The 14,160-nt window shown below is 36.8% G+C and carries 16 protein-coding genes; 3 read left to right on the plus strand and 13 right to left on the minus strand.

Features of this window, described 5'->3' with window-relative positions:
- Positions 1–19: 19 nt before the first annotated feature.
- The 3 genes from ytxJ to AC6CHV_RS22670 are packed head-to-tail and all read right to left on the minus strand — an operon-like array spanning position 20 to position 1,216.
- Positions 20–346: a bacillithiol system redox-active protein YtxJ gene (ytxJ, locus tag AC6CHV_RS22660; protein WP_121447389.1), complete on the minus strand. Its 327-nt coding sequence runs from the start codon at positions 344–346 to the stop codon at positions 20–22.
- A gap of 19 nt (positions 347–365) precedes the next feature.
- Positions 366–764, minus strand: coding sequence for a YtxH domain-containing protein (locus AC6CHV_RS22665; RefSeq protein WP_121447388.1), 399 nt, complete (start codon positions 762–764; stop codon positions 366–368).
- A complete protein-coding gene (locus tag AC6CHV_RS22670; RefSeq protein ID WP_341330618.1) occupies positions 764–1,216 on the minus strand; it encodes a DUF948 domain-containing protein in 453 nt (150 codons plus the stop codon). The genes AC6CHV_RS22665 and AC6CHV_RS22670 overlap by 1 nt, the downstream gene beginning before the upstream one ends.
- Before the next feature lie 196 nt (positions 1,217–1,412).
- On the opposite strand from AC6CHV_RS22670, the gene AC6CHV_RS22675 reads away from it, so the two are divergent.
- Positions 1,413–2,528 carry an aminopeptidase gene (locus tag AC6CHV_RS22675; RefSeq protein WP_341330617.1) on the plus strand — a complete coding sequence of 372 codons (1,116 nt, stop codon included), beginning with the start codon at positions 1,413–1,415 and terminating at the stop codon, positions 2,526–2,528.
- Between the two features lie 142 nt (positions 2,529–2,670).
- Here the strand turns inward: AC6CHV_RS22675 and murC are convergent, their stop codons facing one another.
- The 7 genes from murC to AC6CHV_RS22710 all read right to left on the minus strand — a co-directional run bounded on the left by murC (position 2,671) and on the right by AC6CHV_RS22710 (position 10,606).
- The gene (gene murC, locus AC6CHV_RS22680) at positions 2,671–3,969 is read right to left on the minus strand and encodes a UDP-N-acetylmuramate--L-alanine ligase (protein ID WP_341330616.1); all 1,299 of its coding nucleotides are present in this window, start codon (positions 3,967–3,969) and stop codon (positions 2,671–2,673) included.
- Between the two features lie 366 nt (positions 3,970–4,335).
- Complete coding sequence (locus AC6CHV_RS22685) at positions 4,336–6,978, minus strand: DNA translocase FtsK (protein WP_440274140.1); 2,643 nt, start codon at positions 6,976–6,978, stop codon at positions 4,336–4,338.
- Positions 6,979–7,063: 85 nt separating this feature from the next.
- Positions 7,064–7,861: a DUF1444 domain-containing protein gene (locus tag AC6CHV_RS22690; RefSeq protein ID WP_341333504.1), complete on the minus strand. Its 798-nt coding sequence runs from the start codon at positions 7,859–7,861 to the stop codon at positions 7,064–7,066.
- A 53-nt stretch (positions 7,862–7,914) separates the two neighbouring features.
- On the minus strand, positions 7,915–8,229 hold the full coding sequence (locus tag AC6CHV_RS22695; RefSeq protein WP_341330614.1) for a thioredoxin family protein: 315 nt from the start codon (positions 8,227–8,229) through the stop codon (positions 7,915–7,917).
- Positions 8,230–8,320: 91 nt separating this feature from the next.
- Complete coding sequence (locus tag AC6CHV_RS22700) at positions 8,321–8,818, minus strand: hypothetical protein (RefSeq protein WP_341330613.1); 498 nt, start codon at positions 8,816–8,818, stop codon at positions 8,321–8,323.
- 123 nt (positions 8,819–8,941) lie between these two features.
- Complete coding sequence (locus AC6CHV_RS22705; protein ID WP_341330612.1) at positions 8,942–9,463, minus strand: DUF84 family protein; 522 nt, start codon at positions 9,461–9,463, stop codon at positions 8,942–8,944.
- A 69-nt stretch (positions 9,464–9,532) separates the two neighbouring features.
- On the minus strand, positions 9,533–10,606 hold the full coding sequence (locus tag AC6CHV_RS22710; protein WP_341330611.1) for a M42 family metallopeptidase: 1,074 nt from the start codon (positions 10,604–10,606) through the stop codon (positions 9,533–9,535).
- Positions 10,607–10,779: 173 nt separating this feature from the next.
- On the opposite strand from AC6CHV_RS22710, the gene AC6CHV_RS22715 reads away from it, so the two are divergent.
- A complete protein-coding gene (locus tag AC6CHV_RS22715; protein WP_341330610.1) occupies positions 10,780–11,088 on the plus strand; it encodes a PepSY domain-containing protein in 309 nt (102 codons plus the stop codon).
- A 47-nt stretch (positions 11,089–11,135) separates the two neighbouring features.
- Here AC6CHV_RS22715 and AC6CHV_RS22720 read toward each other — a convergent pair whose 3' ends face one another.
- Together AC6CHV_RS22720 and trmB are read right to left on the minus strand one after the other, a co-directional pair.
- Positions 11,136–11,978: a YtnP family quorum-quenching lactonase gene (locus AC6CHV_RS22720; RefSeq protein ID WP_498079736.1), complete on the minus strand. Its 843-nt coding sequence runs from the start codon at positions 11,976–11,978 to the stop codon at positions 11,136–11,138.
- Between the two features lie 131 nt (positions 11,979–12,109).
- Entirely contained in the window at positions 12,110–12,754 is a 645-nt protein-coding gene (gene trmB / locus AC6CHV_RS22725) for a tRNA (guanosine(46)-N7)-methyltransferase TrmB (RefSeq protein ID WP_498079737.1), read from the minus strand.
- Positions 12,755–13,008: 254 nt separating this feature from the next.
- Between trmB and AC6CHV_RS22730 the strand changes: the two genes are divergently transcribed.
- Positions 13,009–13,287, plus strand: a complete 279-nt coding sequence (locus AC6CHV_RS22730) for a YtzH-like family protein (protein ID WP_121447378.1) — start codon at positions 13,009–13,011, stop codon at positions 13,285–13,287.
- Here the strand turns inward: AC6CHV_RS22730 and AC6CHV_RS22735 are convergent.
- Positions 13,282–14,070 carry a phosphotransferase family protein gene (locus tag AC6CHV_RS22735; RefSeq protein WP_440274141.1) on the minus strand — a complete coding sequence of 263 codons (789 nt, stop codon included), beginning with the start codon at positions 14,068–14,070 and terminating at the stop codon, positions 13,282–13,284. The two genes, AC6CHV_RS22730 and AC6CHV_RS22735, sit on opposite strands and share 6 nt — an antisense overlap.
- Positions 14,071–14,160 lie beyond the last annotated feature (90 nt).

A 14,160-nucleotide genomic window follows, 5' to 3' on the forward strand; every position in this document is an offset into this window, starting at 1 on the left:
TTGAGCCATGGACTTTTCTTTATTTACCAGCAGTCACTAATGCTTCTTTCGTTATGCTTCTATGAGAGGCATTCCATTTTACCTTGCCATCTTCAAAAAGAAGAGCCTGTGGTGATTCATGTTTAATTTCAAAGGTCTCTGCAATATAGTTTGAGAGTTCTTTTGCTTCTTGAACATATAGATAGTAGCTTGGTACATTTTCATGGTCTGACACAAATTGTTCGTACTCATCAAAAGCTGCTTTACTAATTGGACAAGTAAGACTGTGCTTGATAAAAATAAATTTATTTTCTTTTGCTAAGACTTGGTTAAATTCTTCAATTGTTTCAATTTTTTCCTTCCCCATTTTTACATCTCCCTATATATTAGTTGTTAGTAGTTTGTGTATTATTTTCTGCGTCTTCTAAGGCTTGCCTCGCTTCAGCAAGTTTTTCCTGGAATATCTGTTCACTTCCAGCTGAATCCTGATTTGTTTCTTCTGTCGCAGCATCTGGTTTTGATTCATTATTCTCAAGCCCAACTTCAGGCTCACTATGCCCAGCAGGAGATTTAATATCTTTTACTTTTGTTAAAATTTGATTGGACTGCTCAGAAATTGTTTTAGAAAGTGAATTTGTTTTTTCTTTTACAACAGAAGCTTGATCGTTTATCTGCCTACGGAATTCTTGTCCTGTTTTTGGCGCTAGAAATAATGCTGTTGCAGCGCCCACCGCTGCACCTACAATTGTACCTAAGATAAAATTTGAACCACTATTTTTTCCCATTATAATCCCCTTTCTTCATTCGGAATTGGTTTGTCATGCTTTTGTTTCTTATCTTTCCATTTATCCCAAATCTCTATTACAGCATTCCCCACTTGAACAACCTGTGAGATTTTGGTTTTATTTTTCTCTAGCTGTACTGCCACTTCTTCTGTCACATTTCCAACTGATTTATTGAAGCGTTGTAAAGAAGTTCCAACGTCTTTAACAGCATCAACAACTGTATTCAAACTCTCAGACTTCTGCTGAATATCTTCTGCAAGCTTATTTGTTTTATGCAAGAGTTCTGTTGTTTCACTTGTTACACCCTCCATTTGTTTCTCTAATCCAGATAAAGTACTTGCTACATTATCCAATGTTACTTGAAGGGAACGTAGAGTCCTTGAGAGATAAAAAACCAAAATTAAAAAAGCTACAGCAATTACTGCAACACTTATGTATACGATAAGAATCATTCGTGATGCACCTCCTTCTATCTTTGTTACCCGATTTTACCTATATCAAACATACTATCCCCATTGTTAAACTTTCGACAAAAATCATTGAAGTCCTCCAAGGAATTTCTAAGCATTTTATTTTAATAAACAATTTCCTTTTTTTCGGTTACAATAGGAATGTACATAAGCAAATTTGAATTTGGAGGCAATTAATATGAAAGATCCTCGTATTGAAACACTCGCTCGAAATTTAATTAATTATTCTGTACGCCTCGGAGAAGGTGAAAAAGTACTCATTGAGAACTTCGGCTTGCAGCGTGAGCTCGTGGTTGCGCTTATTAATGAAGCTTATAAAGCTGGTGGATATCCATTTGTATCATTAAAAGATCACCAAGTAGATCGTGCTCTTTTACTAGGTGCTCAGGAAAAGCAGTTTGAGATGAAAGCGGACTTTGAGGCTAACGTTATGAGCAAAATGGATGCCTATATAGGCTTACGTTCTGGTGATAATATTAATGAGTTTGCAGATGTACCGGATGACAAAATGAAAATTGAAGGAAATACAGTCGGTAAAAAAGTACATCGTGAAATACGTGTACCAAAGACAAAATGGGTAGTTCTGCGTTATCCAAATTCTTCGATGGCCCAACTAGCGAAGATGAGTACAGAAGCTTTTGAAGATTTTTATTTTAATGTATGTAATCTTGATTACGGTAAAATGAGCAATGCGATGGATGCTCTTGTTGAACTAATGGATAATACCGACAAGATACGCATTACGGGGCCTGGCACCGACCTAACATTCTCCATCAAGGGCATTAAAGCAATTAAATGTGCAGGTGAAATGAATATCCCAGATGGTGAGGTATATACAGCACCTGTTCGTGATTCTGTAAACGGTACTTTAACATATAATACGCCATCTCCATATCAAGGCTTCACATTTGAAAATGTTTCACTAACTTTTAAAGATGGAAAAATTGTAGAAGCTACATCGAACGATACTGAGCGTATTAATAAAATTCTTGATACAGATGAAGGTGCACGTTTTATCGGTGAATTTGCAATTGGAGTAAATCCATACATCCAACATCCAATGCAAGACATTCTATTTGATGAAAAAATTGATGGCAGCTTCCATTTCACACCTGGACAAGCATATGATGATGCATACAACGGAAACAACTCAAATATCCATTGGGATATGGTAAATATTCAACGTCCTGAATATGGCGGTGGAGAGATCTATTTTGATGATGTACTTATTCGTAAAGACGGCCGCTTCGTTATCCCTGAGCTTGAACCATTAAACCCAGAAAATCTAAAGTAAATTCCAACAAGCATAAGAAAAGCCGTCATGAAGGATATCTTGTATCCTTCTTGAATGATTGGCTAGACCAGATAGGGGCTAAGCGCCCGAGCTGGACATAGAAAAAAAAGACCTTTGCGATATGTTTCGCAAAGGTCTTTCTTTATACGACTGCCTTTTCGTAGGCATCCTGAAACTTTTGAATGTCGCCGGCTCCCATAAAAATTAATACACTATTCTCATGTTTTTTAAGGATAGAAGTATTTTCTTCTTGAATTAACTCAGAACCTGGGATTTTCCCTTGTAAATCCCCAATAGAAAGCTCACCTTTATTTTCACGGGCTGAACCAAAAATATCACATAGATAAACTTGATCGGCTTTTACTAAGCTTGCAGCAAAGTCATCCAAAAATGTCTGTGTTCTTGTAAATGTATGTGGTTGGAAAATCGCTACAATTTCACGATCAGGATATTTTTGTCTTGCAGCTTCAATTGTTGCATTGATCTCTGTTGGATGATGTGCATAATCATCAATTAATATTTGAGTTCCGACTCGTTTCTCAGAGAATCTACGCTTCACACCACCGAAGCTCAACAAACGCTCTTGAATAATGGACACATCAATATTTTCATAATGACATAATGCAATTACTCCTAAAGCATTTAACACATTATGATTTCCGTACCCGTTGATGGAAAAGCTTGCAAAAAAAGTATTTCTTACGAAAACATCAAAGGTAGAACCTTCTGTGGTTTTCTTGATATTTCGAGCTTGAAAATCATTTTCTTCCCCAATTCCATAAAACACAACAGGTACCTTCGCATGGATGCTTTGGAGGTATTCATCATCTCCACAAGCAATAATTCCCTTCTTAACTTGCAAGGCCATTTCTTGGAAGGCATTGAATACATCTTCAATATTTGCAAAATAATCAGGATGGTCAAAATCAATGTTCGTCATTATCGCATAATCAGGGTGATAGCTTAAGAAATGACGTCTGTATTCACATGCTTCAAAAACAAAATACTTATTATTCTCAGATCCCTTGCCACTTCCATCTCCAATCAGATAGGAAGTAGGCTCTGCTCCTTGCATAACATGTGCAAGTAAGCCTGTTGTAGATGTTTTTCCATGGGAGCCTGTTACGGCAACGCTCGTATATTTTTTCATAAATTCACCTAAGAAACGGTGATAGCGAATAACAGGTAACCCCATTTCGACCGCTTTTACTATTTCTTCATGAGTATCAGGGAAGGCATTCCCGGCAATAACCGTCAGACCTTCATGAATATTTTCCTTGTCAAAAGGTAAAATCTTTATTCCTCTTTGCTCTAAAGGCTTTTGTGTGAAATAAAATTTTTCATGGTCAGACCCTTGAACTTCATAATTCATGTCATGAAGTATCTGTGCCAATGAACTCATGCCAGTACCTTTGATTCCAACGAAGTGGTAAACTGTCATATAAAGAACCTCCAACAATGTCTATCTGTAAGACAGTATATGAAATTCATCTAATTTTGATAATTGTACCCATGATTTTGAGATAGGTGCTATTAAGTAAAATCGAATTTTATGTATATACAATCATCTCACATTTTTTCATTATAGCACTAATCATTGGTGAAGACCATTACGAAAAAATTACTAGAAGTATACAAGAAGTATGAGTTATGTCCTACGAAACCACAACAAAATTGGGATGAGTTATCTTTATTATGAACGTAGGACATTAGAATTAACCTGATGTAGCACTGATTTTTCTCCGATATTGAATAATTCATTTCATTCTTTATACCTATAAAGAAAAAAGGGCGATAACATTTGTTATCAGCCCTCATAAATATCAGCTAAATCCTCTTCGGTTATCAAAACTTCACGTGGCTTACTACCACGTGATTCAGAGATAATTCCTTGTTCTTCCATCATATCTATTAGACGCGCTGCACGATTATACCCGATTCTAAAACGTCTTTGGACACTAGAGGTAGATGCACCCCCATGTTCAAGAACGAACTCACATGCCTCAAAGAAGAGCTCATCCTCTTCATTTGTAATTGAAGCTTTCTTTAGGAGCTCGTCCTGTTCAAACATATAGCTTGGCTTCATCTCTGATTTTACAAAGTTAACAACTTCCTCGATTTCATCGTCTGTAACAAAATTGCCTTGAACACGAAATGGTTTTGAAGAACCATTCTCTAGGAAAAGCATATCTCCTCTTCCAAGCAGTTTCTCTGCCCCACTTGAGTCAATAATCGTTCTTGAGTCAACTTGTGAGGAGACAGAAAACGCGATACGAGTCGGAATATTTGCTTTGATAAGTCCTGTGATAACATCAACCGATGGGCGTTGTGTTGCAAGAATTAAATGGATTCCACAGGCCCTTGCTTTTTGGGCAATTCGGCAGATTGAATCCTCCACATCCCCTGGCGCCACCATCATTAAATCAGCAAGCTCATCAATGATAATCACGAGATAAGGTAATTTTCCACTTTTCTCATCATGTTTTTTCACCATTTCATTATATCTACCAATATCACGAACACCGGTATGGGCAAATAGTTCATATCTTCTTTCCATTTCTTCAACTGCCCATTTTAGAGCAGCTGTTGCGGCCTTTACATCCGTAATAACCGGGCTTACAAGATGTGGAATATGGTTATAAGGTGCCAATTCTACCATTTTGGGATCGATAAGTAGTAGCTTCACTTCATCCGGTGATGCCTTATAAAGCAAACTGACAAGCATTGCGTTAATACATACACTTTTACCCGAACCAGTCGCACCCGCGATAAGTCCATGCGGCATCTTTTGTAAATCCGTTACAATTGGCTTTCCAGAGATATCAAGACCCATTGCGACTGCTAATGGTGATTGATTTGTTTTGAATTCAGGGCTTTCTATTATTTCCTTTAATAGTACTGGCTTGCTTTTTCTATTTGGTACTTCAATACCAATTGTATTTTTCCCAGGAATCGGTGCTTCAATCCGAATATCCTTGGCAGCCAAACTTAATTTAATATCATCTGATAGATTTGTAATTTTATTTACCTTCACTCCAGGCTCTGGGTGTACCTCAAATCTAGTAACAGCAGGTCCCTGTGTTACATTCACCACTTTTGCACGCACTTTAAAGTTTCTTAGAGTCTGGTCTAAAATATTTTGCTGGTCAAGTAACCATTGACTGTCATCAGCTTGTTCGGCAGGAGGCGCATTTAAGAAAGATAGACCTGGGAAAGTATAGCCAGGTTGTTGAATTTCGTCTTCCCGATGTGTTTGTAATTCTTGATTCATTGGTTGTTCCTGCTCAACTAATTGTTGATTTTGTCTTGGTGCTTCTTGCTCAACCAGTTGTTCATTTTGCATTGGTGCTTCTTGCTCAACCGGATGTTCATTTTGCCTTGGTGTTTCTTGCTCAACCAGTTGTTCATTTTGCCTTGTTTCGACAGAAGTTACTTGTGTTACTTTTTCTGGTTGCCGCTGTGACAATTTCTGTTTGTCCTTTTTAAACATTAATACATTAAACGGTATATTGGATCGTCTCGGCTCTGTTCTGGTCTGTTCACTTTTCTTTATCTGTTCAACCTGTGTTTCAGTATTCTCTGTAGAAGTTTCAGTTTCCTCCACTTTAAGATCTTCTTGCATTTCTATATTTTCAATCTGATCAACTAGTTCTTCTGTCACAATTTCTTCAGGATGTATCATTTCTTGTTCAACTAGATTTGTTTCCTCAGATGCATTCAACTCCTCCTCCACAGCTACTTGTATTGGAGTTTCCTCATTAATAGACTTTTCACTTTGTGGCTCAATAGCAGCCGGTACTCCCTCAGTTACCTCTTCTTCTCTTATTAATTGATCCGCAAAGCTTGCCACCTTTTGCTCGGTATCTTCTAATGTAGTTGAACTTGTATACTGTTTTGGTTCAACTTGCTCCGTTAGTATGATTGTTGAAGCAACCTCTTCTTGTGCTTCTTTCCAGGCCCTAGCAATCGATTCTGTATCTGCGATAGGGTTTGAAGGAAGTTCATACTCAACTATTTCTTGAGCTGTTTCCTGAGCTATTTCCTGAGGCTTTGGTTTACCTAGACCGAATACCGGGGATGGTGTCTCGGATGGTTGAAAGGGTTGTTTCTCCTGTAAATTTACAACGGTTTTAGGTGTTGAATTCCTATTTGGTTGTGAAGTTCTTGTTTGTTGAGTTTGCTGAGCTTTTTCTGTTTGCTTTGTTTTTTGTACTTGCTTTGTTCGCTGACTTTGCTGTGTTCGCTGAGTTTGTCTTGTTTGTACCTTTTCCTTTTTTATTCTTGTTTTTTCAAGATCTGGTATGACTGGAAATCGAAATTTCCCCTTTGGGTATTCATATGTCACTCTTGCCTCAACAGGTTTGTTTTGTCTGATTTGAGTCGTTTTTATTTCAATTGGATCATCATCGTCCGTCTGTAAAAAATGTAGTAATCTTTTTATCCAATTCACAACTATCACTCTTCCATTTCAATTCTATTCCTTATTGTAACAAAAAAGCCGCTAGTTTTCCTAGCGACTTTTGGTAGAGTATTGTTTATTTCCTTGGGCGATTTTTCCCAAGGATAAAGATGGGCTCAAGTTTACCATCTTCATAAAGAAATGAGAGTGCCGTAATGGGAACACGTCCACTTGCAAAAAAGCTCATAGTCATTTGAGCCAGGATATCATATCCCGTATCATTTTGAACATCAACTATAATCAGTACATCCTGATGTGGGACAGCGATAGCCATTGTTCCTCTAATTTGTTGGCTCATTTTTTGTAAAAAAGCATCATTCAGGATACGACTTGCATCATACCCATCGTTTTTATTAATAAAATAGAAGGTATTGCCTGCAACTTCGTCAGTTTTGTATGAAACATCTAGGGAACGTAAATTAAATCTCGCTATTTCACGGATCCGTTCAAACTTCCAATTTTCTTTTTGTAAAAGTTTTTTATCGACCAAGCGGTACGTTGTTCCTAAATCTAGAGCATAATAGATTCTTGTTTCTGCAGTATGGTCATCGTAAATAAGTTCTTCTCCCTCATTCGATTCTGTCGGGAAGGAGGTTGAACGAATAACAGGAAAAATGTTTTTTTCTTTACCCTCAAGTTCCAATTCACTATTCATAAAAGTCAAAGATTCTTCAATATAATAAATGACTTCATCAAGACTTCCAGGACCTTCTTCTTGGTATTTGGCGACTATTCCCGGAAGTGTGACAGTCGTTCCTTTCTTCGTTTCCTTATCCTCAATACGTAAAGTATCTTTCTCACGGTCAAAAGAAAATTGCCAATTATGATGGGATAGCTTTTCTTGGATTAAATTCTTTACTTTTTTTGAATCCATTTTTCTATTATTTTTTGAGTCCATAAAAATCAATCTCCTCTCTCTGCGTGATCTTAAGAGAGACCATTAATGAATTGTTGAATTTCTTCTTTTGTTTTACGGTCCTTACTTACAAAACGGCCTGTTTCCTTTCCGTCTTCGTAAGCTACAAAGCTTGGTATACCAAAAACGTTCAGAGTTACACATAAATCAATAAATTCGTCACGGTCTACATAGTAAAATGTATAGTCAGGATAAGAACTCTCTATTTCAGGCAAAAATGGATCGATAAAACGGCAGTCTGGACACCAATCTGCTGAAAACATAAAAATGTTCTTTCCGTTTTTGATTAATTCTTGATATTGGTCTATCGTTTCAAGTTTTTTCATGGGCTTTACCTCCAATTTCCGTATGAACTAATTATCATATATTCTTTATCTAAAAACAAATAAAAGCCCCTAACAGTGTAGGGGCTTAATATCAATATTTCACGGAAGATACGATTTGCATCATCTCAGTTGCACTTTCAGAAATGTCGCTTACCTTCGTTTCAGTCGTCATTTTTATTCCGCCAATTCCCACAGTCACAAGGTAAAGCTTGTCCTCAATCTCAAAAGCTTTTACATAGCCAAATCGCTCTTTATCTGTATAGGTTTTGTCAATTGCAAATTCCTTCGCATCGACTGAATTATATAATACATCACTTGTACGTTCTTCATTTGGATTAACAAATAAAATAAATGTTTGGTTTCCGTTTTGAAGGATTATGTTATTTTCATCCTTCTCTTCTATCTCCATAGTAGATGGCAGATAAAAGGATACATCGCCGTTTTCGCTATTTGTCTTTTCGGGTTGAGCTTTAAATATATCTTCGACCGCTGCAACCGTTTCCTTAGATTCATCTTCAATCGATGCACAACCTGCCAAAAGTCCTACAAACAATAGAAAAATGAAAACAAAGACTTTTCCTAGTTTCATATTCTCTCACCCCTTAAAAAGGTAGCTATTCTTTTTTCTATAATAAACCTATTAATTTATTAGTTGCAAGGGTAATCTAGATATTTTAATCAATAAGAAATAAGTACCATTTTATTGTAACAATTATGACTTGAATTTTTTTCTATATGAAAACTGGCCAACTAGAAGCCTAACGACATGCGTGAACATATCTTTTCGATTCACATACTGGTCCGTGAAAATACCGATTGCCCCCTCAGCCTTGCGAATATCCTTTTGTTTTGTGAAATCCTCCATCACATCACCAAGTTCGATTCCCTTTTTTAACTCTCTAGCTATTTCATACGGTAGGAGAATTCTTGCTCCACCTGCAATTATCGGGTCATTGTCTTTATCAACAATTGCGCCCCAATTACATAAAAACATCCCGAACTCGGTTTCAACGACCCCACCCTCTAAGCCAATTCCTAGGTCTGCGCCTTCCTTTTCAAGAGAAGACTTTGCGCGATTAATTGCACCTTGAATGGTCTCCTTATCTGAAAATGGTTGGGCTGACACATCCGAAGAAACAGATGTTGGATGAAAATTTGCCTCAATGCCCTGAAATCCTTTTATAATTGCATCTACTTTTGCAGGATTTTCCGTACCAATTGCAATTCGTATCATTTCATTCCCACCTTTTTACCAAAACGAATGCTCGGCAAGAGCCGAGCACATTAATTTTAAACTTATTGTTTACCCATTTTGACGAATAGTATCCACTGTGGTGCGATCAGAATTCTTTACAAGGGTAACAAGTAATTCTTTTGCAGCAGCATAGTCATCCACATGAATAATTGATGCATGTGTATGTATATAACGAGAGCAAATCCCGATTACAGCTGATGGCACACCTTCATTTGAAAGATGAACTTGACCAGCATCTGTTCCACCTTGAGAAACAAAATATTGGTATTTAATATTATTTGATTCTGCAGTGTCTAAAATAAACTCACGCATACCACGATGTGTAATCATCGTACGGTCAAATATTCGAAGTAAAGCTCCATGTCCAAGTTTACCAAATGCACTCTTATCTCCAGACATATCATTTGCTGGACTTGCATCTAGGGCATAGAAAATATCAGGTTTAATCATTGTTGCCGAGGTTCTTGCTCCTCTTAAACCTACTTCTTCTTGTACAGTTGCTCCAGAATAAAGTGTATTCGGTAAGTCAATTCCCTGCAATTCTTTTAATAGCTCAATAGAAAGCCCACAGCCATAGCGATTATCCCATGCTTTGGCTAAAATTTTCTTTTCGTTAGCCATTGGTGTAAATGGACAAATTGGAACTACCTGCTGACCAGGCTTTATTCCCAAGCGGATTGCATCTTCACGATCATCAGCACCAATATCGATTAACATATTTTTAATATCCATTGGTTTTTTTCGTTGGCTCTCTTCCAGTAAATGTGGAGGGATTGAACCAATAACCCCGATTACAGGACCATTGTCAGTAATTACTTGCACACGTTGCGCTAGAAGAACTTGGCTCCACCAGCCACCTAAAGTCTGGAAACGTAGCATCCCATTATCAGTGATTGATGTAATCATAAATCCAACTTCGTCCATATGGCCTGCAACCATGACAGTTGGCCCATTAGCATCACCACGGCGTACTCCAAAAATACTACCTAATCCATCTTGTACAACCTCATCTGAGTATTTTTCAAGCTGTGAACGCATAAACTTTCTTACCTGGTGTTCATTCCCTGAAGCCCCAGGGAGCTCTGTTAACGTTTTAAAAAGCTCAAGTGTATCCTGTTTCAATGTCATTCTCCTTTCGGTATATAAGAGTTGTAACAATTTGCAAAAATTTGATTCTATTATGTACATTATTTAGTATATCGAAATTGTTTTTTCGTTACCATAGCGAACATGGAGATTTTCATAAAAAGAAGTTATACTTATCACAAGGATTAAGTTCGTTTAGGAGGGATTTAATGAGCTGGAATAAGTTTTTTCTTGGTTTTGGTGTTGGATTTGCAAGTGCACTTCTTATTAAAGAAGCATTAAGTGATTCAACGATTCCCGGTGACAAAGCATTAAAACTAGCCAAAGAAGCTTTCAAAAAGAATGGACCAATTGATGGTTCTTGGATTCAAATGAATCCAGAAGACTACACAAAATCAGGCATACACTATCAAGTATACAAAGGTGGCATTTCTCGCAAATTAAATCAAGGAAGCCACCAATACGAATTCGTAATGGATGCAAAAACAGGTTCCATATTAGAAGTTAACCCATTGTAAGGCATATTAGCTTATAAGATTTTACTACTTATAAGCTAATTTTTTATTCACGAATTCTTTTTCAATGAATCAATTATTTCTCCACTTTGATTCCATTTAATTGCTCGATATAAAGCATCATGATAAAAAATATACCATGCTTCGTTTGCAAGTCCTTCACCCATCCATTTTTGTTTTTGCTCAATCGATTTCATTGGGTAATCATCATAGGCCAATACCCACAAAACATTTTGATGGGCATGTGTCGGCATGATATCCGCCATATGTATTGCCTGTTCATCCTGGCTTTCTATAAAAATAATAGAATGTCCATCACTATGTCCACCTGTATGTATCATGGTAATTCCAGGGACTATCTCAAGCTTGTCAGTAAACGTATTTACTTGATGTTCGATTGCTTCCCAATTATCTTTCCAGTATGTTGCTTTTGAGCGGATATTCGGATTTCTCATTTCTTGCCATTCCACATCTGTTGCATAAATGACAGCGTTCTCAAAGGTAGGAACCAATTTATCATTTTCCCACTTCGTAAGCCCACATGCATGGTCAAAATGAAGGTGAGTCATAAGGATGATATCAATATCGCTCGTAGTAAGTCCAAGCTCTGCTAAAGACTTATCAATAGAAGATTCCTCCATGACCCCAAAATTTCGTTTGAGCTTATCAGTCAGTTTCCCATTACCAATTCCTGATTCAATTAAAATATTTTTTGAACCTGCCTTAACAAGGATTGGATCTGTTCGCAGTTCAATTTGATTTTTTTCATTATGTGGATATCTTTTTGACCATAACGGTTTAGGTACAACACCAAACATTGCGCCACCATCTAAATGTGTAACACCGCCATTTAACCAAGTAAGTGTAATATCACCAATTACAAGCTGTTCCATTCTTTCCCCACCCTTCACAAACGGTTATCCCCATTTTACCATTATTATGAAAATTTATAAATCATCTTTCCGTAGAGTTATCCCACCAACAAAAAAAACCCATAAACCACAGTTTATGGGGGATGTTAGGATTATTTATGTTGGTAGCGGACCTCTGATCGATAAATCGGATGTCCCATTTCTGAAAATTTTTCTTCATATTCAGTCATGATATTACCTTCAAAATCTGATTTATGCAGGTCAAGACTAACAAATGTTAAAAGAAGACCGTATTCAGAAAAACTTCTTAACGAATATTCGAATAATCCACGATTATCCGTTTTAAAATGAATTTCACCTTCGTCACCAAGGATATCCTCATACATTTGTAAAAACGTTTTGTAGGTTAAACGACGTTTTTCATGACGTGTCTTTGGCCAGGGATCACTAAAATTGAGATAAACGCGGTCAATTTCTCCTTTTTCAAAAAAGTCCCTAAGCTTAACAGCATTTTGATTTAATAATTTAAGATTTGGAATCTCTGCCTCAATAACATGATCTAGTGCTGAGACTATTACACTTTCATATAATTCAATCCCAATATAGTTGTTATGAGGATGAGCTTTTGCCATCTCTGTTACGAATCTACCTTTACCTGTACCTACTTCTATATGAATTGGATTATCATTTCCAAATACTTGATTCCATTTCCCTTTATGTTCAACTGGATTCTCAATTACATACTGTGGGTATGACGCTAATTTTTCCTTCGCCCACGGTTTATTGCGCAAACGCATGATTGCCACCTCATTTAAATACGTGTTCAGATTAAATTGTCATTTTCACCAGACTTTTTGACCATCCTATTAAAGTTGTATCGCACAAAAGAATAACATGTCCAACAATTTCGTGCAAGGCTTTGTTGGATGTGTTAATGCCAATAAAAAACGTAAACCCACCGATTGGTGAGTTTCGTGTTTATATCGTATAAAAATGGTCATTTCATGGAAATGTAGTATAGAGACAACATCAAAAAGGAAGTGTTCTTAAAATGCCTCTAGATTATACACATCAAATGGATATTTTAAAGGATATATTATCAAATCACCAAATGGATTGCTGTGGTACAGTATCTGAATGTGAACAATTAGGTAGACTGATTCAATCCCTTCTGGCAAACCCAAATATTGACCAGAGTGTGAAACAGGTTCTAACTGACGTCTATTCCTATAGTCAACAAGGTCAATATACCCAGCATCTGGATAACCATATTGAATCTCATCAAAATCAAATTAATCAGTGGATTTCAGATATTGACCAATACTCATAAAAGGTGCTCCAAATATTGAAGCCAATGAAGGATTTCCTTCTCCTTCTTTTTTACTTGATACCAACCCAGAAGATGCAAAGATTGTGCAACCACATACCATTTCATACGCAGAAGCAAATTATCTGTCAATTCCATTCCGTAGAGACTGATCCATTTTGGCCAGTCTTCTTTTTTTATATACCAATGTAAAAGCATTCCAATATCAACTGCAGGATCTGCAATCATTGCTCCATCCCAGTCAATTAAGTAGAGCTCATTGCTATCTGATAATAACCAATTGTTATGATTAACATCTGAATGACATACGACACTATGGTCATGTTTCATATTTTCAAGTTCTTGCTCTAAAAAAGTAATGGCCTTGTTCACAATTTCAAACTTTAATAAATCTGGATGCAATTTTCGTAATACATCGTCCAAAACATCTTTGGCTTCTATAGGCTTTTTACCTATACGTCTAAGCATTTCTAATAGCTCATTGGACTGATGAATTTTTTTAAGTAATCCAGCCACATTTTCACCGTTCATCTCAGCAGGTTTTAATTCTCTGCCACTGAGCCATTGCTGTGCTGTGACAACATCGCCATTTTCGAGACGCTTAGTCCAAATTAACTTTGGAACAATCCCTTCTGCAGAAAGAACCGCAAGAAACGGGGATGAATTTCGTTTAAGAAATATTTTTTTATCATTTAATTGGGCAAAATACGCGTCTCCCGTTGCACCACCCGCTGGGGAGTATTCCCACTCGTTGCCTAATACGTATGTAAGCCAGTTTATCTCCAATTTCAACACAACATTTCCTAATAAATATAAAATAAAAAAGACAGCTATTGAACATACCATATTACAATAGCTATCTTACTAAATTTTAGC

Source organism: Ferdinandcohnia sp. GQ5, assembly GCF_059759275.1.

Bases quoted from the DNA above. Each gene is read 5' to 3' on its own strand.
- AC6CHV_RS22720 (WP_498079736.1), bottom strand. From the start codon at position 11,978: ATGGAACAGCTTGTAATTGGTGATATTACACTTACTTGGTTAAATGGC.
- ytxJ (WP_121447389.1), bottom strand. From the start codon at position 346: ATGGGGAAGGAAAAAATTGAAACAATTGAAGAATTTAACCAAGTCTTA.
- AC6CHV_RS22675 (WP_341330617.1), top strand. From the start codon at position 1,413: ATGAAAGATCCTCGTATTGAAACACTCGCTCGAAATTTAATTAATTAT.
- AC6CHV_RS22695 (WP_341330614.1), bottom strand. From the start codon at position 8,229: ATGAAAAAACTTGAAACGATAGACCAATATCAAGAATTAATCAAAAAC.
- AC6CHV_RS22670 (WP_341330618.1), bottom strand. From the start codon at position 1,216: ATGATTCTTATCGTATACATAAGTGTTGCAGTAATTGCTGTAGCTTTT.
- trmB (WP_498079737.1), bottom strand. From the start codon at position 12,754: ATGCGTTTGCGCAATAAACCGTGGGCGAAGGAAAAATTAGCGTCATAC.
- AC6CHV_RS22690 (WP_341333504.1), bottom strand. From the start codon at position 7,861: ATGGATTCAAAAAAAGTAAAGAATTTAATCCAAGAAAAGCTATCCCAT.
- AC6CHV_RS22665 (WP_121447388.1), bottom strand. From the start codon at position 764: ATGGGAAAAAATAGTGGTTCAAATTTTATCTTAGGTACAATTGTAGGT.
- AC6CHV_RS22700 (WP_341330613.1), bottom strand. From the start codon at position 8,818: ATGAAACTAGGAAAAGTCTTTGTTTTCATTTTTCTATTGTTTGTAGGA.
- AC6CHV_RS22730 (WP_121447378.1), top strand. From the start codon at position 13,009: ATGCCTCTAGATTATACACATCAAATGGATATTTTAAAGGATATATTA.
- AC6CHV_RS22715 (WP_341330610.1), top strand. From the start codon at position 10,780: ATGAGCTGGAATAAGTTTTTTCTTGGTTTTGGTGTTGGATTTGCAAGT.
- murC (WP_341330616.1), bottom strand. From the start codon at position 3,969: ATGACAGTTTACCACTTCGTTGGAATCAAAGGTACTGGCATGAGTTCA.
- AC6CHV_RS22705 (WP_341330612.1), bottom strand. From the start codon at position 9,463: ATGATACGAATTGCAATTGGTACGGAAAATCCTGCAAAAGTAGATGCA.